General features: G+C 62.5%; 19 protein-coding genes. 5 read left to right on the plus strand and 14 right to left on the minus strand.

The genetic code is table 11. The annotated features are described in order from the left end of the window. Positions 1–277: 277 nt before the first annotated feature. The 3 genes from KOM00_RS16770 (at position 278) to uvrC (ending at position 4,304) form a co-directional block, all read left to right on the plus strand. Complete coding sequence (locus KOM00_RS16770; protein ID WP_216500068.1) at positions 278–1,480, plus strand: Tll0287-like domain-containing protein; 1,203 nt, start codon at positions 278–280, stop codon at positions 1,478–1,480. A gap of 83 nt (positions 1,481–1,563) precedes the next feature. Beyond that, positions 1,564–2,292 (plus strand): RNA recognition motif domain-containing protein, encoded by a 729-nt coding sequence (locus KOM00_RS21145; RefSeq protein ID WP_216500069.1) that lies wholly within the window; start codon positions 1,564–1,566, stop codon positions 2,290–2,292. A gap of 182 nt (positions 2,293–2,474) precedes the next feature. Beyond that, entirely contained in the window at positions 2,475–4,304 is a 1,830-nt protein-coding gene (gene uvrC, locus KOM00_RS16780; RefSeq protein ID WP_216500070.1) for an excinuclease ABC subunit UvrC, read from the plus strand. 194 nt (positions 4,305–4,498) lie between these two features. On the opposite strand, the gene KOM00_RS16785 is transcribed toward uvrC, so the two are convergent. The 3 genes from KOM00_RS16785 to KOM00_RS16795 all read right to left on the minus strand — a co-directional run bounded on the left by KOM00_RS16785 (position 4,499) and on the right by KOM00_RS16795 (position 7,165). Beyond that, the gene (locus KOM00_RS16785) at positions 4,499–5,086 is read right to left on the minus strand and encodes a GTP-binding protein (RefSeq protein WP_199390678.1); all 588 of its coding nucleotides are present in this window, start codon (positions 5,084–5,086) and stop codon (positions 4,499–4,501) included. A gap of 80 nt (positions 5,087–5,166) precedes the next feature. Further along, positions 5,167–5,658, minus strand: coding sequence for a roadblock/LC7 domain-containing protein (locus tag KOM00_RS16790; protein WP_216500071.1), 492 nt, complete (start codon positions 5,656–5,658; stop codon positions 5,167–5,169). 97 nt (positions 5,659–5,755) lie between these two features. Continuing rightward, a complete protein-coding gene (locus tag KOM00_RS16795) occupies positions 5,756–7,165 on the minus strand; it encodes a phosphoglucomutase/phosphomannomutase family protein (RefSeq protein WP_216500072.1) in 1,410 nt (469 codons plus the stop codon). A 158-nt stretch (positions 7,166–7,323) separates the two neighbouring features. Here KOM00_RS16795 and KOM00_RS16800 point away from each other — a divergent pair, with 158 nt between their 5' ends. Further along, positions 7,324–7,905, plus strand: a complete 582-nt coding sequence (locus KOM00_RS16800; protein WP_216500073.1) for a peptidylprolyl isomerase — start codon at positions 7,324–7,326, stop codon at positions 7,903–7,905. A gap of 34 nt (positions 7,906–7,939) precedes the next feature. On the opposite strand, the gene KOM00_RS16805 is transcribed toward KOM00_RS16800, so the two are convergent. The 9 genes from KOM00_RS16805 to KOM00_RS16845 all read right to left on the minus strand — a co-directional run bounded on the left by KOM00_RS16805 (position 7,940) and on the right by KOM00_RS16845 (position 16,296). Further along, positions 7,940–8,617 (minus strand): cytochrome c biogenesis protein ResB, encoded by a 678-nt coding sequence (locus KOM00_RS16805; RefSeq protein ID WP_216500074.1) that lies wholly within the window; start codon positions 8,615–8,617, stop codon positions 7,940–7,942. Between the two features lie 65 nt (positions 8,618–8,682). Beyond that, entirely contained in the window at positions 8,683–9,399 is a 717-nt protein-coding gene (locus KOM00_RS16810; protein ID WP_216500075.1) for a cytochrome c biogenesis protein, read from the minus strand. A 185-nt stretch (positions 9,400–9,584) separates the two neighbouring features. Beyond that, positions 9,585–10,091 (minus strand): peptide deformylase, encoded by a 507-nt coding sequence (gene def / locus KOM00_RS16815; protein WP_216500076.1) that lies wholly within the window; start codon positions 10,089–10,091, stop codon positions 9,585–9,587. Between the two features lie 6 nt (positions 10,092–10,097). Beyond that, positions 10,098–10,664, minus strand: a complete 567-nt coding sequence (locus KOM00_RS16820) for a glycine cleavage system protein R (RefSeq protein WP_216500077.1) — start codon at positions 10,662–10,664, stop codon at positions 10,098–10,100. A 55-nt stretch (positions 10,665–10,719) separates the two neighbouring features. Then, positions 10,720–13,044, minus strand: coding sequence for a DNA translocase FtsK (locus tag KOM00_RS16825; RefSeq protein ID WP_216500078.1), 2,325 nt, complete (start codon positions 13,042–13,044; stop codon positions 10,720–10,722). Between the two features lie 188 nt (positions 13,045–13,232). Beyond that, positions 13,233–14,909 carry a ribonuclease J gene (locus tag KOM00_RS16830; RefSeq protein WP_216500079.1) on the minus strand — a complete coding sequence of 559 codons (1,677 nt, stop codon included), beginning with the start codon at positions 14,907–14,909 and terminating at the stop codon, positions 13,233–13,235. A gap of 81 nt (positions 14,910–14,990) precedes the next feature. Then, positions 14,991–15,386: a hypothetical protein gene (locus tag KOM00_RS16835; protein WP_216500080.1), complete on the minus strand. Its 396-nt coding sequence runs from the start codon at positions 15,384–15,386 to the stop codon at positions 14,991–14,993. Positions 15,387–15,415: 29 nt separating this feature from the next. Next, positions 15,416–15,598 carry a hypothetical protein gene (locus KOM00_RS16840; protein WP_216500081.1) on the minus strand — a complete coding sequence of 61 codons (183 nt, stop codon included), beginning with the start codon at positions 15,596–15,598 and terminating at the stop codon, positions 15,416–15,418. A 2-nt stretch (positions 15,599–15,600) separates the two neighbouring features. After that, positions 15,601–16,296 (minus strand): lysophospholipid acyltransferase family protein, encoded by a 696-nt coding sequence (locus KOM00_RS16845; RefSeq protein ID WP_216500082.1) that lies wholly within the window; start codon positions 16,294–16,296, stop codon positions 15,601–15,603. A gap of 118 nt (positions 16,297–16,414) precedes the next feature. Here KOM00_RS16845 and KOM00_RS16850 point away from each other — a divergent pair, with 118 nt between their 5' ends. Then, complete coding sequence (locus KOM00_RS16850; protein WP_216500083.1) at positions 16,415–16,855, plus strand: single-stranded DNA-binding protein; 441 nt, start codon at positions 16,415–16,417, stop codon at positions 16,853–16,855. 77 nt (positions 16,856–16,932) lie between these two features. Here KOM00_RS16850 and KOM00_RS16855 read toward each other — a convergent pair whose 3' ends face one another. Further along, on the minus strand, positions 16,933–18,093 hold the full coding sequence (locus KOM00_RS16855) for an HD-GYP domain-containing protein (protein ID WP_216500084.1): 1,161 nt from the start codon (positions 18,091–18,093) through the stop codon (positions 16,933–16,935). Then, positions 18,090–20,213 (minus strand): HEAT repeat domain-containing protein, encoded by a 2,124-nt coding sequence (locus tag KOM00_RS16860; protein WP_216500085.1) that lies wholly within the window; start codon positions 20,211–20,213, stop codon positions 18,090–18,092. Before KOM00_RS16860 ends, KOM00_RS16855 begins: the two co-directional genes overlap by 4 nt. Between the last annotated feature and the right edge of the window lie 104 nt (positions 20,214–20,317).

Genomic DNA, 20,317 nt, shown 5'->3' on the forward strand with positions numbered 1-20,317 from the left:
TCATCAACGACTAACTTGATTGCTTCTTGTTTAAACTCTGAATCGTACTTTCGATTCGATCTCATGACACACCCTCCTGGCTCGTTAGGATATATGGTGTGTCCTCAAAAGTGAAGATAGCTCACTTACCGGCTTTTGCAGCCCCCCCCTCGCCCTCCGGGTGTATATACCGGGAGAGGGCCGGGGTGAGGGCTTTTTCTAAGTCTCCGATTACCTTGCACCTTCTGACTCCTCCGCTATACTTTTGGCTTCAGTGCTATGAATTCCAGGAGGATGCATGACCCGCCCGGCAGATCTCTCCATCCGCACCAAGTTCTTCGGCCTGATGTCGCTGCTCCTGATCGCCCTCCTGCTCGCATCCGGCATGTTCCTGTACCAGCGCCAGAAAGACTTCGTACTCCGCTTCGCGGTAGACAACGCCCGCAGCTTGGCGACGCAGCTGATCGAGACCCGCGAGTACATGTCCTCGGTGGTCAAGAACGAGCCGGAGTCGAACTACAACCTGGTGCCGCAAGTGGTGGCCACCCAGGTGGCCAAAAGGGTGACCCAGAACAGCAAGTTCTACGTCCGCCAGGTGTCGCTGCGCTACCGCAACCCGGAAAACCGTCCCGACCCCTACGAGACCGCGCAGCTGCAGAGGTTCATCAAGAATCCGGTCGGTGAAAGCTACGACATCGTGAAAAGCGGCGAAACCAGGTTTTTCCGCTACCTGCAACCGATGCGCGCCACCCCCTCCTGCCTGGGATGCCACGGCAGCTACCAAAGCGCTCCCGACTTCGTCAAGAAGCGCTTCCCGCCGGGTCACTACTCCTACAACTACCAGGTGGGTGAGGTAATCGGCGCGGTGTCGGTGAGCATCCCGGTCAAGGACCTCTACGCCCAGTTGGGAACCAACTTCAAACTCGACCTGCTGGCCCGCACCCTGGTGTTCCTCATCGTCATCGTGGTGATGGGTATCATCATGAGCCGGCAGATCATCGAGCCGGTACAGCTCCTCTCGGACCGGATCATCGAGGTCACCAGGACCGGCAACTTCCAGGAAAAACTGCCACAGAGAAGCCGCGACGAGATCGGCATGCTGATCGGCGCCTTCAACGACATGATGGAGGAACTCTCCCACCGCACCGTCCAGTCGCGCGAGGCCGACGAACGCTACCGCCGCTTCATCGAGGTGGCCGCCTCGGCGGTCGTGACCTTCCTGAAGGACGGAAAAATGGTGATCGTCAACGAAAAAGCTGAAGGCCTCTTCGGCCGGAACCGGCAGATGCTGCTCGGTGAGTCCATCTTCGATTTTCTGGAAAGCGGGGAGGAACTGCGGCAACGGATCGAACAGCCCGGTGAGTTCATGGAGGAGACCACGCGGCAGCGCGTAATCAGTGCCGCCGGCAAACCGGTCACGGTCGAAATGGTCGTTTCCGCTTCCAGGGCGGACCGGGAGCCGCTCTACACGGCGATCCTGCGGGAGCGTAATGGCGGCTAAGGCATGGGACCGAGAGAAAGTTTTGCCGTGCCGTCGCGTGTTGTGCTAGAGTGTGCCGACAAAATCAAGGAGAGTTAGATTCCATGGCAAAAGCAGGTAAAGAACTTTACGTAGGGAGCCTGTCCTACGATGTCACTGAATATGAGCTGCAGAAGCTGTTCGCCGTTTCCGGCACGGTCACCTCGATGCACCTGATCAGGGACCCCGACACCGGTCAGTTCAAAGGTTGCGGCTACGTCAGGATGTCCACAGAAGCCGAGGCGAGGGACGCCATTGATTCGCTGGATGGCGCCTGGCTCCTCGACAAGAAAATCACTGTCTCCTATGCCAACCCGCAGAAGATGAAGGCGAGTGGTGGCGGCGCCAAGACCCTTCCCAGGTGGCGCATCGAGGCGGCCGAGAAGAAAGCCGCTGAGAAGAAGGCAGGTGCCGCGGCACCTGCCGCGGCACCTGCCGCCAAGCCTGCCGCCAAGCCTGCCGCCAAGCCTGCCGCTAAGCCTGCCGCTAAGCCTGCCGCTAAGCCTGCCGCTAAGCCTGCAGCTAAGCCTGCAGCTAAGCCTGCAGCTAAGCCTGCAGCTAAGCCTGCAGCTAAACCTGCAGCTAAACCTGCAGCTAAACCGGCGGCTAAACCGGCGGCCAGACCGGCGACCAAACCGGCGGCGAGTCCCACCGCGAAGCCGGCCGGCACGAGACCGGCCGCAGACAAAGCGAGAACTGCCAGACCGGCAGGTGCCGCGAAACCTGCAGGGAGCAAACCAGCCTCCCGTCCCGGCAGCACCGCGAAGCCCGGCAGCAGAACCGGAAAACGTTAACCTCCAGTTCCCAAATCCTGTAGGGGCGAATAATTATTCGCCCTTTCTTCCCCCCCCTTCAACACCATCCACGTCGGTATCATCACCATTGCGGGGCGAATGTTTATTCGCCCCTACGGAACGCCCCTCCCTTAGCACGTCCCGCCTTCCCTTCTAACCAGCAACCGTCTATACTACGCCTCATGATTACCCAGGAGATGATCAAGAACTTCCCCACCTCCCCCGGCGTCTACCTCATGAAGACATCGGACGGCAGCGTCATCTACGTCGGCAAGGCGCGCAACCTGAGGAACCGCGTACGCGCTTACGTCGGCGACACCCGCGATTCACGCGTCCACATCCGTTTCATGGTGCAACTGGTCGAGTCGGTCGACTACCTGGTCACCGACACGGAGAAGGAAGCGCTGATCCTGGAAAACACCCTGATCAAGCAGCACCGCCCTAAGTACAACATCAACCTGCGCGACGACAAGACTTACTTCTCGCTGCGCATGGACATGAAGGAAGAGTTCCCCCGCCTCTCTCTGGTGCGCAAAATCCCCTCGGACGGCGCGCGCTACTTCGGCCCCTATTCCTCTGCCACCGCCGCCAAGGAGGTGCTGAAGCAGCTCTACAAGATGTTCCCGCTGCGCCACTACCCGCTGGCGACCTGCATGGCGCGCAAGCGCCCCTGCCTTTACTACCAGATCAAGCAGTGCTCCGCCCCCTGCTGCGGCCTGATCACGAGTGAGGAGTACGCGGCGCTCGCCGAGGGGGCCGCCCTGTTCCTGGAAGGGAAGAACACGGAGATCGCCCGCCTGTACCGCGCCAAGATGAACAAGGCCAGCCAAGAGATGCGCTACGAGGACGCAGCGCGCTACCGCGACCTGGTGCGCGCCATCGAGGTGACCGTGGAACGGCAGAAGATGGTGGCGCAGGGGGGGGACAGCGACGTCTTCGGCCTGCATCGCGAGGGTGACCAGATGCAGATCGCCCTCCTGCACATCCGCGGCGGCACCGTAACCGGCGGCCGGACCTTCCTCTTCGACTGGGAACTGGAGACCGAGGAGGGACTCGCCTCCTTCCTGAACGAATACTACGACCTGGACGCCCCGCTCCCCCCCCAGGTGCTGATCCCGATCCCCATCCCGGAGCCGGGCCCGCTCGAGGAGCTCCTCTCCGAAAAGGCGGGGAAGAAGGTGACCATCGCGGCCCCGCAGCGCGGTCCCAAGCTGGAGATGGTGAAGCTGGCCCAGAAGAACGCGGAGACCGCGTCACAGGAGCGGCTGGCCAAGGCAAGCTCGTCCGCAACGTTGCTGACCGAGCTTGCCGAGAAGCTGCACCTCGCCCGCACGCCCAGAAGGATCGAGTGCTACGACATCTCCAACATTCAGGGGGAGATGGCGGTCGGGAGCCGGGTCGTCTTCATCGACGGCAAGGCCGACAAGAACCTGTACCGGCGCTACCGGATCAAGGGGGTGCTGCAGTCCGACGACTTCGCCATGATGCGCGAGGTGCTGTCGCGCCGTTTCAAGGCGGAAACCACCGAAGAGCAGCCCGACCTGATCGTGGTTGACGGCGGGCTCGGGCAGTTGGGCGTGTTGAACGCGGTGCTGGAAGAGCTGGGTGTGGCCGGGGTGGAGGCGGCGGGGCTGGCCAAGAGCCGCACCTTCAGGGACATGGAAAGCGAGGAGATCTCGAAGAGTGACGAGCGGGTGTTCCGCCCGGGGCGCAAGAACCCGATCACGCTTCGGCAAAGTTCCGCGCCGCTGTTGCTTTTGGTGCGTATCAGGGACGAGGCGCACCGTTTCGCGGTGACCTACCACAAGACCGTGCGCAGCAAGACCCTGACCGGCTCGCGTCTGGACGGCGTGGCGGGAATCGGGGAGAAGAGGAAGAAGGCGCTCTTGAAGCAGTTCGGGAGTCTGAAAGGGGTGCAGGGGGCGACGCTTGAGGAACTGATCGCGGCGCCGGGGATGACCGAGGCCGCGGCGAGGGCGCTCTGGGAACACCTCCACGGCCAAGACCTGTAGGGGCGAATAAACATTCGCCCAGCCACCGGCGCCCAACCACCTTCAGTGGCGAGATGGGCTGAGGTGCCAACTGGGGCGAATGATTATTCGCCCCTACATTGATTTTTTTGCCGAGATCGATAAAAAAGGGGGCGCCGGTTTATCCGGCGCCCCCTTCTCTGTATCTCGTCAACCGCCGTACTGGCAGCTTCTGCCTACTTCCCCTTTTTCAAATCAAATAGGATCAGCTTCGCGATCGCCTTCAGGGTTTCGAAGACACCTTCGCCGGTGGTGGCGCAGGCTTCGAAATCGGGGACGTTGGTCGGGTTCAGCTCGCGGCGCAGCTCCTCGACGCTTACCACGTTGGGGAGGTCGCGCTTGTTGTACTGGACCACGTAGGGGATCTTGTCCAGGTCGTACCCCTGCTCGATCAGGTTGATGCGCAGGTTCTCGACGCTCTCGATGTTGGCGTCCATGCGCTCTTCCTGGGAGTCGGCCACGAACACCACGCCGTCCACGCCCTTGAGGATCAGCTTCCTGGAAGCGTCATAGAAGACCTGGCCGGGGACGGTGTACAGGTGGAAGCGCGTTTTGAAGCCGCGGATCTCGCCCAGAGCCAGGGGGAGGAAGTCGAAGAAGAGGGTGCGCTCGGTCTCGGTCGCGAGGCTGATCATCTTCCCTTTCGCATCGGCAGCGGTCTTCTGGTAGACGTACTGCAGATTGGTGGTCTTGCCGCAGAGACCCGGGCCGTAGTAGACGATCTTGCAGTTTATTTCGCGGGAAGCGTAGTTGATGAAGGACATCCTACATTACCTCTTATGAATTACTGCACCACAGGGTTTTCCGGGGCGCACTGCCACCCCATCCTACCGAAGCATGCCGGTTAGCTGAACAGGTTGTCGATATCGTCGTCGGTGATCTCGGCAAAGGGGAACTCGCTGTCGCCGCTCTTCTCCTTCTCCTCGTTCTTCTGCAGCAGGCGGTTGAAGATGGCGGTGAGCTCCTCGGAGGCCTTCTTCACGCGCAGACGAACCAGCCCCAGCGAAGAGCGGGTATCGAAGAGCACCACGAGGATCACGCGGCCGGCAACGATGGAGATGTGGAGGTTGTCCTTCTCCCCTTCGTGAAAGAGGATGGAGAACTCCTTTTCACCGATCAGCTTGGCGAGGCCGCCCGTGGCGGCGATGTTGCCGGCGGTGAGCGAGGCGAGAGACGTGGTGTCGAAGCGCTCGGTCTCGCCGCAACCCGTGATCAACTGGCCGTTCTTGTCCACCAGGAAGATCACCTTGGCGTTCGCCTCGCGCAGCAGCTTCTCGAGCACTACGTTTATCTGTTTGAATTCCTCATCGTACATAATCAACTGAGGATTCGACATGAAATGTCTCCTTGGTGGGGTACTTTTGCAGCGAAGCTTATTCTATAACAGAAGCGTTACGCCATTTCAAGGTAATTGCCTGAGCGATAACCGCTCCTTACACGCTCGCTATACCCCGCGCGGCCTCCAGGAGGAGCGCCACCTTCGCCGGATCCCCCGCCTCGCTGTACAGCCTGAGCACCGGCTCGGTCCCCGAGGGGCGGATCAACAGCCAGGAGCCGTCCTCGAAGATGAACTTGAAGCCGTCGCTGAAATTGTGGCGCGCCACTGCGAAACCGGCGATGCTGGTGATGCCCCCCGCCTGCATCCGCTCCAGTAGTTGCCGCTTCGCCTGCGCTTCGATGGGAAGGTCGATGCGCGAGTAGTGGAAATGCCCGATCTCGTCCATGGTCTCCTCGAGGAGAGCCCGCAGTCCCTTGCCGCTCATGGCCATCGCTTCCAGGAGCAGGAGCGCCATCAGGATCCCGTCGCGCTCCGGGATGTGCCCCTTCACGCCGAGGCCGCCGGACTCCTCCCCCCCCATAAGGATGTCGTTCTCGAGCATCATCTCGCAGATGTGCTTGAAACCGATCTGGGTCTCGAAGAGCACCAGGCCGTACTTTTCCGCCAGGAGGTCGATCATCTGGGTGGTGGATACGGTCTTCACCACCGCGCCGCGCACCCCTTTTCTCTCGTAGAGGTGGCGCAGCAGCACGGTGAAGATCCGGTGCGAGGAGAAGAATTCTCCGGTCTCGTCGATGGCGCCGATCCGGTCGGCGTCGCCGTCGAGTGCCAGTCCGACCTGGAACTTCCCGGCCTCGACCAGCGCCGTCAGCTCACCCAGGTGCTCGGCGATCGGCTCGGGCGGGTGGCCGCCGAAGGAGGGATTCTCCGCACCGTGGATCTCCTCGATCCCCGGGACCAGCAGCGGCAAAAGGCCCGAACCGGCACCGAACATCGGGTCGACGACGGCCTTGATGCCGGCGGAACGGATCAGCTCCAGGTCGACGTAGCGCCTCAACTGGTCCAGGTAGGGGGCCGTGGCATCGAAGAGCTCGACCGCCCCCGCCGCCTGCGCCTCGGCCAGCGCCAGCGCCTGCACCGGACGCGACGTCGCCTGGTTTTCGGCCACAATCTGCTCCAGCTCCTTGGTGGTCGAGGGACGCGCGGAACCGCCGAAGGACTCCTTCACCTTGAATCCGTTGTAGCGTGGCGGGTTGTGGCTTGCGGTGATCATGACCCCGGCCCCGGCCTTCTTCTCGTGAACCGCCCAGGAGACGGCGGGGGTGGGTGCGTAGCCGTCGGAGAGCCAGGTCTTGATGCCGTTGCCGGCCGCAATCTCGGCGGCGCGCTCGGCGAATTCCCTGGAGAGGAAGCGGCGGTCGTAGCCGATCACCAGGCCTTTGTCCGCAAGCCCCTGTTTATGCAGATAATCCATGGTAGCCTGCGCCACCAGCGACAGGTTTTCAAAGGTGAAGGTGTCGGCGATGACGCCGCGCCATCCATCGGTACCGAACTGTATCTGCAAGACGAATCCTCCATGAACGTTAATGATTGGGCATTTTCCACGGCGGGGCCTGATCTGTCAACCCCTTACTGCCCGGAACCAAGCGAATTGGTTGACCACAGCCGGGGATTGGCTTATAAGGATGCAACGATTACCAATCCCAGAGGAGGTACGAAAACATGCTGAAGAGATTCATCTACGCTCTGATCCTGGGGCTCTTCCTTGCAAGCGGCGCCGTCGCTGCCGAGGCGAAGAACCCGGTGGTGCTGATCGAGACCAACCAGGGCAACGTGAAGGTCGAGTTGTTCCAGAAAGAGGCGCCCATTTCGGTCAAGAACTTCCTCGACTACGCAAAAGGCGGCTTCTACAACGGGACCATATTCCACCGCGTCATTCCGAACTTCATGATCCAGGGGGGCGGCTTCAGCCAGGACCTGATGCCGAAGCAGACCAAGGCCCCGATCAAGAACGAGGCGGCCAACGGGCTTAAAAACGACCGCGGCACCATCGCCATGGCCCGCACCATGGTGGTCGACTCCGCCACCGCGCAGTTTTTCATCAACGTGGTGAACAACAACTTCCTGAACCACAACCCGGCCGGCGGCCAGATGGGGTACGGCTACGCCGTCTTCGGCAAGGTCATCGAGGGGATGGACGTGGTCGACAAGATCGCGGCCACCAGGACCGGCAAGGGGGCCAACGGCATGCCGGACGTCCCGCAGACGCCGATGGTGATCAAGAGCGTCAAAGAAATCAAGTAATCAGAAAGGGGCGCCGCCAGGCGCCCCTTTCTTTTTATCTTCCCTTGCGCTGCGCCAGCAGCATCAGGTTTCCCACCGTAAAGATCAAGGCGCCGATGAACGCGGTCAACGCGCCCGGCTCCTTATGCACCTCGAAGAGCGCCACCGGCACCGGGCTGAGCGCCACGTCCTTCACGTAGATGCCGTACCCCTTGTGGAAGAGCGGCTGGTTGGGCTGTACGGTGTGCAGACCGTCCGAGAGCCTCAGATCGGCGCGGTAGCCGCTCATCATCCCCATCGCCCCCACCTGTCCCGTGATCCGCTCCACCACGACCCGCTCCCCGTCGGGAAAGCCGAAGGAATCCCCCTGCGGCAGCTGCATCTGCTGTTTGAATCCGCCGTAGGCGGAGAGGAGATGCGCCAGGACGATGAGCAGAAAGCCTGCGTGCATCAGGTGCGGCGCCACGCTGCGACCTTTACGGCGCAGGGCGTCGATGGAGCAGACGAGCGCGTTGACGAAGAGGACCGCGATGCAGGCGACGCAGAGCCAGAGCCACCAGGAGTAGCCGAGCGGGGCGCGCTGCAGCCAGAAGAGGAGCGGCATGTCGTTGAGGCCGCCCTGCTCCGAGCTGGCGCTGGAGAAGGAGCCCAGGGCCAGGGTGACCATCACCCCGGTCATGAGCCACAGGCCGAGGTTCAAGGAGCAGAAGGTGGTGTAGAGCTTTTTCAGCAAGGTCTTTTCCTCTTTTGTCCGGCCAGCCTGACTGGTCGGGGCGGGCGGGCCGGTCGGTCGGACATTTAGAAACTGTGCGAGCTTCGCATCAGCATGCTGACGCCGAGGTAGGTGAAGAGGGTCACCAGGAAGCCGACGATCCCCAGCCAGGCGAAGCCGCGCTCCCAGGTCTGCCCCTTCAGGCGCAGGTGCAGGTAGAGCGAATAGAAGATCCAAAGGATGGAGGTCCAGAGCTCCTTGGCGGTCCAAAGCCAGTAGGTGCCCCAGGCGTAATACCCCCAGATGCCGCCGGAGACCATGGAGAGCGAGAAGAAGCTGTAGCCCACCAGCGCGGCCCGATACTGCAGGTCGAGCGCCTGCTTCCCCCCACCCTGCAGGAACGCGACCCCCAGGAGTGCCGCGATGCCGAAGAGACCGTAGGCGAAGAAGGCAAGCGCCACGTGCAGCTCGAACCAGTAGGTGTCGAGGATGGGCGGCAGCGGCATGTTGATGGTCGGAAAGGGGAGCGCCAGGGCGGCGAAAAGGCCGGCCAGCGCCCCGCATCCCCAGCAAAACCAGCGCACGCCCGCGGTCTGGCGGCTATAGATGAAGGGGAGCGCCATGAGCCCCAGCGATCCGGAAAAAAAGGCCAGGGTGTCCTGGGGTCCGATCAGGGGAAGCCGTCCCAGCGCCAACCCGCGCGAAGCGAGGTAGGCCAGGCTGCAGCCGAGCGCAACCACGAAGATCGGCCGACGGATCGAGGCGACGAAGAGAATCGCAGAGGTGATGAGAAGCCATTTCATAGAAAACCCGAACCCGCCTTGGCACGATGTGCCTAGGTGGACAATCAGAGGTTGCTTGAGCAAACTCCCTCTCCCTCCGGAAAAGGACCGGGGTGAGGGCGTTGCCAAGGGCAACAGGTGAGCAGACGGCAGCGCCCTCACCCGCCCTTCGGGCACCCTCTCCCAGCAGGAGGGGGGTGCATGACTTACTTGTAGCTTTTCCTGCGGAACAGGCCGGTCTTCAGCGAGGCGATGCGGTCCAGGAACAGGAAACCGTCCAGGTGATCCATCTCGTGCTGGATCGCCACCGCCTCGAAACCGGAGGCCTCGAATTCGCGCACGCTGCCGTCGGGCTCGGTGAAGCGCAGGGTGAGCTCGGTGGCTCGCTCGACGTCACCGGTGTAGTCCGGCACGCTCATGCACCCTTCCCGCATCACGGCGCCCCCGCTTTTGGCCAGGATCTCCGGGTTGATCATCAGCAAAAGGCCGTGGTTGTTGTCCTTGCCATGGCGGTTCTTGGACACGTCGATGACGCAGACGCGCAGGGAGACGCCGATCTGGGGTGCGGCGACGCCGACGGAACCGGGCCCGGCGTGCATGGTGTCCACCAGGTCTTCGATCAGCTGCTTTATCTCATCGTCGATGGCCTGCACCGGGGCGCAGGCCTGCTTCAAAATCGGGTCGGGATAGACGACTATCGGTTTGACTGCCATATAGAATCAGAGGGAGACGGGCGTAATGAGCCGCACCGAAATCTCCACACTCAGCTCCTTTTTCAGTTTTTCCAGCAAGGCGGAAGCGTCTTCCACCGAGAGCCCCTGGGGGAGCGCCGCCTCGAGCACCAGCACGTACACGGGCTCGGTCGGCTTGCCGATCAGCTTGGTGTTGAGGTCGGTGATGCTGACGCCGCGGTCGGCGAGCTCGCGGGTGATGCGGTAGACGATGCCCGGCTTGTCCGAACCGTACACCGAGATCAGGCAGAGTTCACCCTCCGGCCCCTGGTAGCAGACCTCGTCATCCTTCAAGGTCCTGACGAAGGCGGAAAGTCCGGTGCCGACTGTCTTGGCCGCGAACTCCTCTTCCAGCTTCTTCTTGGAGAAGGGCTTCTCGTGGGAGACGATCAGGATCATGGCGAACTCGCCCCCGAGCATCGTGCAGCTGGAGTCCTCGACGTTGCAGCCGAGCTTGTAGAGCACCTCCGAGGTGTCCGCAACGATGCCGGTGCGGTCCTTGCCGATGATGGTGACGGCGAAATGAGCCAGGTTTGGCTTGCGGCAAAGGTTCATTGGGCCTCCTTTGGTAACGGGGACAGGCACCTGCGGAGCCGGTCCCCTTAAGGGACTAAATCTTGTTGATAAAAACTTCTCTCGGTTTGCTGGTGCCGTCGGAGGGTCCGATGACCCCTTCCTGCTCCATCTTCTCGATGATGCGGGCGGCGCGGTTGTAGCCGATCCGCAGGCGGCGCTGAATCATGGAGATCGAGGCCATCTTCGCGTCGGCCACCAGGGCCAGGGCGTCGTCGTAGCGCTCGTCGACCTCCTCCTCGTCATCGCCCCCTCCCTTCTCGTCGGAGGCCTTCATCTCCAGGATGGACTTCTCGTAGACCGGCTTGCCCTGCTTCTTCAGGAACTCAACCACGCGCTGCACCTCGGCGTCGGAGACGAAGGCGCCGTGGGAACGCTGCATCTTCGAGGTCCCCGGCGGCAGGAAGAGCATGTCGCCCGCGCCCAGAAGCGATTCGGCGCCGTTGCCGTCCAGGATGGTGCGGGAGTCGATCTTCGAGGAAACCTGGAAGGAGATCCTGGCCGGGAAGTTCGCCTTGATTAGGCCGGTGATGACGTCGACGGACGGGCGCTGGGTGGCGAGGATCAGGTGGATACCCGCGGCACGCGCCATCTGGGCCAGGCGGGCGATGGACTCCTCGATCTCGCGCCCGGCCACCATCATGAGGTCGGCGAGCTCGTCCACGATAACCACGATGTAGGGGAGATGGCCGTGCTCCAGCTGCTCCTCCTTGGCCAAAAAGGCCTGGATGGCCGCCTCGCGCGCCTCCATATCCTCGGGGTCCTCGAGGTGCTCGGCCTCGTCGATCTCCTCGACCACAACGGTCTCGCGGGCCCGGTTCTCGGCGTCCTCCTTCTCCTGCCGCTCCAGCTCGCGGTTGTAGGAGTCGATGTTCCTGACCCCCTTGTCCGACATGAGCCGGTAGCGCCGCCCCATCTCCTCCACCGCCCACTTGAGCGCGAGCGCAGCCTTCTTGGGGTTGGTCACCACGGGAAGCAGCAGGTGCGGGATCCCCTCGTACACCGAGAGTTCCAGCATCTTCGGGTCGACCATGATGATCCTGACGTCGCTGGGGGTCGAGGTGTAGAGCAGCGACAGGATCATGGTGTTGATGGCGACCGACTTGCCCGAACCGGTGGCGCCGGCGACCAGGAGGTGCGGCATCCTGGCCAGGTCGGTGACCAGCGGGTTGCCGGCTATGTCCTTGCCGAGCGCCATCGGGAGCTTCATCTTCCCTCTGTGGAACTGCTCGGTGCCGAAGATCTCCCGAAGCGACACCATCTCGCGTTCGCGGTTGGGAAGCTCGATGCCCACCACACCCTTGCCCGGGATCGGCGCCACGATGCGGATCGAGTGGGCCTGCAGCGCCATGGTGAGGTCGTCCTGCAGGCCGGCGATGCGGCTTACCTTGATGCCGGGGCCGGGAGAGAACTCGTACATGGTGATGACCGGGCCGGGGCAGATCTCCACCACCTCCCCTTCCACACCGAAGTCCTTGAGCTTCTTCTCCATGAGCCGCGCGTTCATGGTGAGGGTCTCTTTGTCCTGGCGCTTGGCCCCCTCGGGAGGGGGATCGAGCAGGGAGAGCGGCGGGGTCTTGAAATCACCCTCGGCCTTGATGAAGTCGAAGGCCTCCTGCACCGGAGCGGTCTTCTTGTCGTCCTTTTTCTTCTCCTTCTTGGCGACCGGCTCCGGCACCGGAGCGGGGACCACGGCGGGCTTGATCACCGGGGCGGCGTGCTGCCTCGGCTTCTCGTCTTTCTCCCCCTTCTCGGAGGCGAGCTCGCGCTGCAGCGCCCGGCGCTGCTTGTTCTTCTCCCAGCTCTCCTTGAGCGCGGTGAGCCACCAGTTGGCGAACAGGACGAAGGAGAAGCGGGACAGGAGCATGGCGCTCGCGGCCAGCATCGGGAGGAGGATGAGCATCGCCCCGATTTGGCCGAAGGTGCGTTTCAGCAGGGAGGCTCCCTGGAAACCTATAAACCCGCCGGTCTGAACCCGCTGTCCCAGGAACTCCGTCATTTCATGGAAAAAGGCGAAAAGCCCTGAGAGCGACAGCAGCAGCAGTATGAACCCCACCAGCTTGTAGCGGCGCCATCTAATGGGGTCCGACGTGAAGGATCGGTAAGCTAAGTAGATGAGGGTACAGGGGAATATGTAGGATGCCATGCCGAAGAGCTGCAGGAAAAAATCGGCCAGCTCCGCTCCGAAGCGTCCTCCCAGGTTCTTCGTCTGGGTGAAGGTGGAGACACTGTTGAAGGAAAGGTCCTCGCCGTGAAAGGAGGCGAGCGCGATGAACAGGAAGATGCCGGCGACGCCGAAGGCCATCCCCTTCACTTCCTTGGCCACCTTTTCCTTTTTTTCGATCTTCTCATCAGTCGTCATAGTTCAAAACCTGTTTGCCACGAAGGCACGGAGAAAATCTGAGAAAAACACGAAGCGTTGGTCGCCCTTCTCCCTCCGGGAGAAGGTGCCCGAAGGGCGGATGAGGGCGTTGCCGCGAGGGGAGCACGTTGCCCATCCCGACGCCCTCACCCCTGCCCCTCTCCCAGGGGGCGAGGGGAGAAAGCACCTTACATCTCCAGCACCAGCGGCAGTATCACCGGCCGCCGCTCGATGGTCTTGTTGAAGAAGCGGCGCAGCACGCGGCGCACCTCCAGCTTCACCTCGTTCCAGTCGGTCATCGCCTCGGTGCTCACCAGGGCCAGCGTGTCCAGCACCACCTTCTTCGCCTCGTCCAGGTACTGCTGGCTCTCATCCTCGAAGATGAAGCCGCGCGACACGATGTCGGGGCCGTAGATGATCTCGCCGCTCACCTGGTTGATGCCGACGATGACCACCACCATGCCGTCCTCGGAGAGGTGCTTCCGGTCCTTCAAGACCACGTTGCCGACGTCGCCGACCCCCTTGCCGTCGACGAAAACCCGCCCCGTGTTCACATGGTCCACGATGACCGCCTCGTCGCCGGAGAAGAGCACGACGTCGCCGTTCACGGCCAGGATGCAGCGCTCTTCCGGGGTGCCGACCTTCTGGGCCAGTTGCGCATGCTTCACCAGGTGCCGGTACTCGCCGTGCACCGGGACGAAGAAGCGGGGCTTCACCAGGTTGTGCAGGAGTTTCAGCTCCTCCTGGCTGGCGTGACCGGAGACGTGCACCTCGGAAACCTTCTCGTGGATCACCTCGGCGCCGCGCCGGTACAGGTGGTTCATCAGGTCGGAGATGGTCTTTTCGTTGCCCGGGATGAAGCGGGAGGAGAGGATGACGGTGTCGCCCCGCTCCAGCTTGATCTGCTTGTGGTCGTCCATGGCGATCCGGATCAGCGAGCTCCTCGGTTCACCCTGGCTCCCGGTGGTGATCATGCAGACCTGCTCCTTGGGGAGCTTGGGGAGTTCCTTCAGGTCCATCATGAGGTCGTCGGGGATGCTGAGGTAGCCGAGCTCCCGGGCGATCTGCACGTTCGCGATCATGGAGCGGCCGTTCAAGAGCACCTTCCTGCCGCTTTTCTGCGCCGCATGCACCACCTGCTGCACCCTATGGATGTTGCTGGAGAAGGCGGCGACGATCACCCTCCCGGCGCAGTTCGGGAAGATCTCCTCGAAGGCCTCCCCCACCACCCGCTCCGAAAGGGTGTACCCCTCGCGCTCGATGTTGGTGGAGTCGGCGAAAAGCGCCAGAACCCCCGCCTGGCCGTAGCGGGCGAAGGTGGGGAGGTCGGTGAGCTCGCCGTCGACCGGGGTCTGGTCCAGCTTGAAGTCGCCGGTGTGGATCACCACCCCCTCGGGAGAGGTGATGGCCAGGGCGCAGCCGTCCACGGTGGAGTGGGCCACGCGGATGAATTCCACGATGAAGTTGCCCAGCTCGATCACGTCCCTGGGCTTCACCACCCGCAGGTCTACCTTCTGGTCGAGCTCGAACTCCTTCAGCTTTTCTTTGACGAAGCCCAGGGTGAGGGCGGTGCCGTAGATGGGGGGATTGAGGTCGCGCAGCACGTAGGGGAGCGCACCGATGTGGTCCTCGTGGCCGTGGGTGAGCAGTATGGCGCGGATCCGGTCCGCCCGCTCCACGAGGTAGCCGATGTCCGGGATGACCACGTCGATGCCCAGCATGTACGGCTCCGGGAACATGAGCCCGCAGTCGACGATGACGATGTCGTCGCCGTACTCGAAGGCCGCCATGTTCAGGCCGATCTCGCCGAGCCCTCCGAGGGCCACGAACTTCAGCCCGGTATTTTCAATGCTGCTTTCTTCCAAAAATGATCCTTTGTGTGCATGGCGCGGAGGTGCCGGGCCGTGGTGCGTCGCCAGCCGGCCCGCCCCTCTCGGCCCCTGCCCCTAGCGACCCTGCTGGGCCACGAGTGCGGCGATGCGGGCGTCGCAGCGCTGGATCCACTCCTGTCCGGGGGAGTAGATGCTGGCAACGGCGTAGAATGAGCTCCTCAGGGCGCGATAGGCGACCAGCGCGCGCGCCGTGTCGTGGTTCGCCTCCGCCATCTGCCCGAGGTCCCACAGCTTCTGTGCGCTGCGGGGGACGATGGAACTGCCGGGGGTGTACATGTGAATGGCGGCCTCGTAGCCGGCCACCGCTGCGGGGAAGTCTCCCGACGCGGTCCCCTTCTCACCTTTTTCGAACTGCGCGTACTGCCGGTACAACGCGTTGCCCCAGAACAGGGCCACGGAAATCACCGCGATCGCCGCGACATTTACCGCTATGGTTTTAACCTTTTCCATGTCTTTTTCTGTTTCCTGTAGCGTCAGGGTTACCCCTGGAAGAAGTGCGGAGCGACGACGAGCAGCGTCCCGAGCAGGGCGAGCAGCACGCCCGCAAGGACAGCAGCGGCCGCGACGATGTTCAGCGGTGAGCGCAGCCGGTGCGCCGAGGGAAGGCCCCAGCCGATCAGGGCGACCCCGAACAGGGCCAGCGCCAGGGAAACCATGGCCATCTTTATGTAACCTCCAGGTTTGCTGCGATAGCCGAGCGCACCCGCTCCAGCAGTTCCGCCTCCGGGACCCCCGCGACCTCGATGGGGGCTGCGAAGCTGATCCTGATGGTTCCAGGTCTCAATTCGAGACGGTTGCGCGGGTTTATCGCCCGGCTGCCGTTGATGGTGAAGGGGACGATGGGGACGCCGGCCCGGGCAGCCAGCATGAAGGCGCCGCGCTTGAAGGGGAGCAGGTTGCCGTCCTTGGTGCGGGTCCCCTCGGGGAAGATGACCACGCTCGCCCCCGCGGCGATGCGCTGCGCCGCCTGGTTCATGCTCTTCAGCGCCTTCCTGCCGTCGCTGCGGTCCAGCGGGATGTAGCCCGCCCTGCGCATCGCGGCGCCGAACACCGGCACCCTGAAAAGCTCTTCCTTGGCGACCCAGGAGAACAGGCGCGGGATGGCGCGGGTCAGTGCGAGGATGTCGAAATTCCCCTGGTGGTTACCCATGTAGATGACCGGCCCCTCGGTCGGGACCATCTCCAGTCCCTCCACCTCCAGCTTGATCCCGGCGGCCCAGAGGGAACCAAGGCTCCAGGCCCTGGCGCAGGCGTGTCCCACCCGCCCGGAAGAGTCGAAAACACCGCCGATCACGGCGGAGAGGCTGCACAACAAGGTGTACGGAACGAAGAAAAGAAGGTAGATACGAGCTCTCAGCATGACCGGTTACGTTACTTTTTTTTACGATGAGAGTCAAACAATATCGCTTGCCATGAAGCCGCGATTTCTATACACTTCCCCAATTCAAAACGCGACGCGAACGAAAAGGAGAACCCCCATGGCAAGTCTCAACAAGGTGATGCTCATAGGCAACCTGGGCAAAGACCCCGAGGTGCGCTACACCGCCGGCGGTACCGCCGTAGCTTCCTTCTCCCTGGCCACCACCGACCGGATCAAGGGCAAGGACGGCAACTGGGAAGACAAGACCGAATGGCACAACATCACCCTCTGGGCGCGTCTTGCCGAGATCGCCGGCGAGTACCTCTCCAAGGGGAAGACCGTATATATCGAGGGACGTCTGCAGACCCGCAAGTGGACCGACAAGGACGGCAAGGACCGCTACACCACCGAGATCGTAGGTGAGAAGATGCAGATGCTCTCCGCCAAGGGGGAAGGCGGCGGCCAGCGCCAGGGTGGCGGCAGGCCCCAGCAGGACTACAACCAGGGGGGCGGTTACGAAGAGCCGGTCTTCAACCCGGACGACGAGATCCCGTTCTAGCTGACCCCTGTTCCCCGTAACGAGAAGTGCCAAAAAGCCCTGCAATGCAGGGCTTTTTTCGTTCTTCAAGAGATATGTTACGAGCTCAGCCTACCCCCAACCGGGCTTTTGAGGTCCGCAATTATCTGGAAGAAATTCCGCGTCAGTGCCGGGTGCAGTTCGGTTCCCGACATGTCGAGCATCATGGTCGTGATCTGATCGAGCTCGAGCGGTTCGCGGTATGACCTGCGGGTCCGGGTCGCATCGAAAAAGTCGGAGACCATCGTCAGGTGGCTGCAGAGGTTGAGCCGCCAGGATGCGGAGAACTCCGGGTAGCCGCTGAGGTTGAACTTCGCGTGGTGCTCGTAGGCAGCAATGGCGGCCATGCGCGGCACCCCGGGGACATCCATCAGGTAGCGCGCCCCCCGCACGGGGTGCTGCTTGATCAGCTCGAACTCCTCGTTGGTCAGCTTCCCCTTCTTGTTGAGGACCTCCTCAGGGACAAACAGCTTGCCGATATCGTGCAGCATGGCGGCCACCCCGATATCCCTCAGTTGCGGCCCCTCGATGCCGAGCGCCATCGCCTGTGCGAGGTTCAGGATGCACACGTTGGCGGAATGGGTGAAGGTGTACTCGTCGCTATCCCTCAGGGCCGCAAGGACGAGCAAGGGCATGCCTTCCTGGCGGAACAGCTCGACGAACCCGGTGACCACCTCCGCGATCCCTGAGATCTTGAGCTGCTGACGGCGCTGGACCGTCCGGTACATCTCGGTGAACCGGTCCAGTTCCTGCTGACTGAGTTCCTTGAGCACTTCCGCGGCAGCCTGATCTCCCCTTTCGCTTCCGGAGGGGTCCCCCCCCATGGGGAGCTTGAGGCAGCCAAAGCGCAGATGATCGCTCGACGCGATCTCTTCGCCCTGCCCCACGGCGGCGCTCAGCAGGTAAACCAGGCTTTTCACCTCCTCGCGGGTGATTCCCCGCAGAAACTTCAGGTGCTCGATCCCGCGTGCCTTGAGCATGGTGGCGAAGCGGTTAAAGAACAGGCTGTGCTCCTGCGGCCTGCCGTTTACGATGAGCTCGTTTTCAACCACGATGACGGAGAGTTCCCCGCAAGCTTCGAGCGCGGCGCTGAGCTCCTCGAACAACTGGTTGCCCAGTCTGACGACCTGCAGGTGCCCGCTTTCGTAAAGCGCCGCGTTGGCGCTTGCCGATTGAAGGAGCCGAATGATGTTCCTGGCGGCCAGGTTCGCGTCGTTCATGGTGTGCCACCCTGGCTGCCGCGCAGCATCAACGCAGCCTGCCCCCCAACCGCCCCCTTCTTCGAGGCCAGTTTTTTCAGAAGCGGAAGGGACGCTTCCGCAGGATAGCGCCGCAGCGTTGTCACCGCATCGAGTTTCAGCTTGGCCATCTGGGTCGGGTGCAGCAGGCTCACGGAGGCGAGCAGCTTTTCCAGCAAGGGGAGCGAGGCGGGATTTCCGATCTCCCCCAGCGCCTGCACGACCAGGCTCTTCACCTGCAACTCCTTAGCGGAGAGCCCTACCTTGGTCAGCATTGCGTGCAGCGTCGCAAGCACCCTGGCGGATCCCGCCATCCCGGCAACCTCGAGAGCGGCGAGTTGCGTCTGCCGGTTATTGCTCTCCAGGTCCTGCACCAGCTTCAATTCCGCCCCGGCATCCCCGAATTCCAGCAACGCCCTGAAGGCCTCCTGCGAGACCCGCCGGTCACGATGGCGGGCCAGGACGCGCAGCCAGTCCATGGTTTCGGACAGGCCGAGGCGCCGGATCAGCTGGACCAGGTTGCGCAGGAGGTACCAGCGAGGGTCTGAAAGCCGTTTGATGATGGCCGGAGCGGCCGGGGAACCGATGTCGACCAACCGGTCCATCATGAAGCGTCGCAGTGACATGCTCTCGCTTTGGGCCAGCCGCTCCAACAGTTCTTCGGTGAAAGGTACGCCGACCGTTGCGATCACCTCGGCGATCTCGTCGAATCTCGGCTTGCCCCAGGTATCCAGACCGTCCAGCACTTCGCCGATGAATTCCTCGCTGGCAAAAAGCGCCATGACCTCATCGCGCACCTGCGGGGACACCCCTCCCCCGACCACCTCGCGCAGAATCTTGAGGAACTCCCGGTAATCCCCGGTACGCAGGAAATAGATCCCGATATCGTAGAGGTTGCGCGCGTAGCCGGCGAGCTCCTCCCCCTCACCCTCTCCTGATTTCAAAAAGCGCAGCAGGATATCGCCGGTCCTTTTCTCCATGCAGGCCTGGTCGATGGTTTCCAGCAGGTCCTGCACCACTTCGCTCCCTATGAGGGGAACCCGGTCCGGCTCCATCATCATGTGCAGCTTTTGCTGGTAACTCGCGGGAATGTACTCTTCGCTTGAGTGCTCCTTGAGGATGCTCCGAATCCTTGCCGGCATATCCATCTCCACCGGAGAATCCTGCTGGGGGGCTTCGGAGTTCGGTGGGACGCAGCTGAACTGCCGCAGCAGTTGCAGGATGAATGCGGGGATGCTCTCCTGCTGTGCACCGATTTCCTGCAGCGTCTCGAGCACAGCCTCGGCGGGCAATTGCCGGACAATCGACTCCAGATCGGCTGTGGCAATCGCCTGGGACGCCCAGGCCGCCTCCAGGAACTGCCGCCGCATGGCGGGGTTCAACTTGCTGACGAAGCCGGCGAACCTGCGGGTGGTCAGTTCCCTGACCTGGGGCGGGGCCGCCCCCCCCCGGGCGAACGCCTCCAGCAAAATGGGTACGAAATCCCCCAGCGCAGAAACGCCGTCCTGTTTGAGCTGCTGGTTGAGAGCCTCGGCCACGAGTTCAGGATCAAGCACCCCCCCGTCGGGTACGACCATGAACCCGCTCTTAAGCGCCAGGGCGAAGCGCTCCCAGAGGTCGCCGGAACCGCCATCCGCCCCCCTTGGCTGGAGCAGCGGCCCTTCGGTCGCGCTGATGAGATCGTAGCGTATCTCCCTGATGCCAACGGACATGATGCCAGACTTTTCCCAGACGGCCCGAATCCCTCCGGCACCGTAGATCTTCTCGCGCTTGCTGCCCAGGATGACGATGAAACGGCTCAGTTCCTCTTTGGTGAGCCCTCGGTTGAGAACCAGCGTCCCGATGCCCCGCTCGTGCAGCACGCGTGCGAAATCCCGCATGACCGGGTTGGACTTGTCAACCGGTTTGTCCCCCAGCACGAGGGCCGAACCGGCCACCCCCAAGGCCACCTCGTCCCGCTCGTCAAGGAAGGCGGCGTAGCTGTCCAGGGCCCTGGCAAGAGACGTGTCTATTACCTGGTGTCCCCGCGGGTAAGCGCCCATGCTGCGCAGCGAAACGTTGAGATCGCGGATCAATTTGACCAGCAGCGGTGAGGATGCCATGCCCGACTCTCTGTCACTCCTGATTTGATTGCTCATTCCCAGCCTGAAGTCCACCAGAACAAAAGGCAACAGTGTCACAAACATCTAGATTATCGAATAATGGA

Origin of the sequence: Geomonas diazotrophica (genome assembly GCF_018919385.1) — a bacterium.
In the GTDB taxonomy this organism is placed as follows: domain Bacteria; phylum Desulfobacterota; class Desulfuromonadia; order Geobacterales; family Geobacteraceae; genus Geomonas; species Geomonas diazotrophica.

Coding starts and splice junctions, on each gene's coding strand:
- KOM00_RS16770 (WP_216500068.1), top strand. CDS start 278: ATGACCCGCCCGGCAGATCTCTCCATCCGCACCAAGTTCTTCGGCCTG.
- KOM00_RS21145 (WP_216500069.1), top strand. CDS start 1,564: ATGGCAAAAGCAGGTAAAGAACTTTACGTAGGGAGCCTGTCCTACGAT.
- uvrC (WP_216500070.1), top strand. CDS start 2,475: ATGATTACCCAGGAGATGATCAAGAACTTCCCCACCTCCCCCGGCGTC.
- KOM00_RS16785 (WP_199390678.1), bottom strand. CDS start 5,086: ATGTCCTTCATCAACTACGCTTCCCGCGAAATAAACTGCAAGATCGTC.
- KOM00_RS16790 (WP_216500071.1), bottom strand. CDS start 5,658: ATGTCGAATCCTCAGTTGATTATGTACGATGAGGAATTCAAACAGATA.
- KOM00_RS16800 (WP_216500073.1), top strand. CDS start 7,324: ATGCTGAAGAGATTCATCTACGCTCTGATCCTGGGGCTCTTCCTTGCA.
- KOM00_RS16810 (WP_216500075.1), bottom strand. CDS start 9,399: ATGAAATGGCTTCTCATCACCTCTGCGATTCTCTTCGTCGCCTCGATC.
- def (WP_216500076.1), bottom strand. CDS start 10,091: ATGGCAGTCAAACCGATAGTCGTCTATCCCGACCCGATTTTGAAGCAG.
- KOM00_RS16820 (WP_216500077.1), bottom strand. CDS start 10,664: ATGAACCTTTGCCGCAAGCCAAACCTGGCTCATTTCGCCGTCACCATC.
- KOM00_RS16825 (WP_216500078.1), bottom strand. CDS start 13,044: ATGACGACTGATGAGAAGATCGAAAAAAAGGAAAAGGTGGCCAAGGAA.
- KOM00_RS16835 (WP_216500080.1), bottom strand. CDS start 15,386: ATGGAAAAGGTTAAAACCATAGCGGTAAATGTCGCGGCGATCGCGGTG.
- KOM00_RS16840 (WP_216500081.1), bottom strand. CDS start 15,598: ATGGCCATGGTTTCCCTGGCGCTGGCCCTGTTCGGGGTCGCCCTGATC.
- KOM00_RS16845 (WP_216500082.1), bottom strand. CDS start 16,296: ATGCTGAGAGCTCGTATCTACCTTCTTTTCTTCGTTCCGTACACCTTG.
- KOM00_RS16850 (WP_216500083.1), top strand. CDS start 16,415: ATGGCAAGTCTCAACAAGGTGATGCTCATAGGCAACCTGGGCAAAGAC.
- KOM00_RS16855 (WP_216500084.1), bottom strand. CDS start 18,093: ATGAACGACGCGAACCTGGCCGCCAGGAACATCATTCGGCTCCTTCAA.
- KOM00_RS16860 (WP_216500085.1), bottom strand. CDS start 20,213: ATGGCATCCTCACCGCTGCTGGTCAAATTGATCCGCGATCTCAACGTT.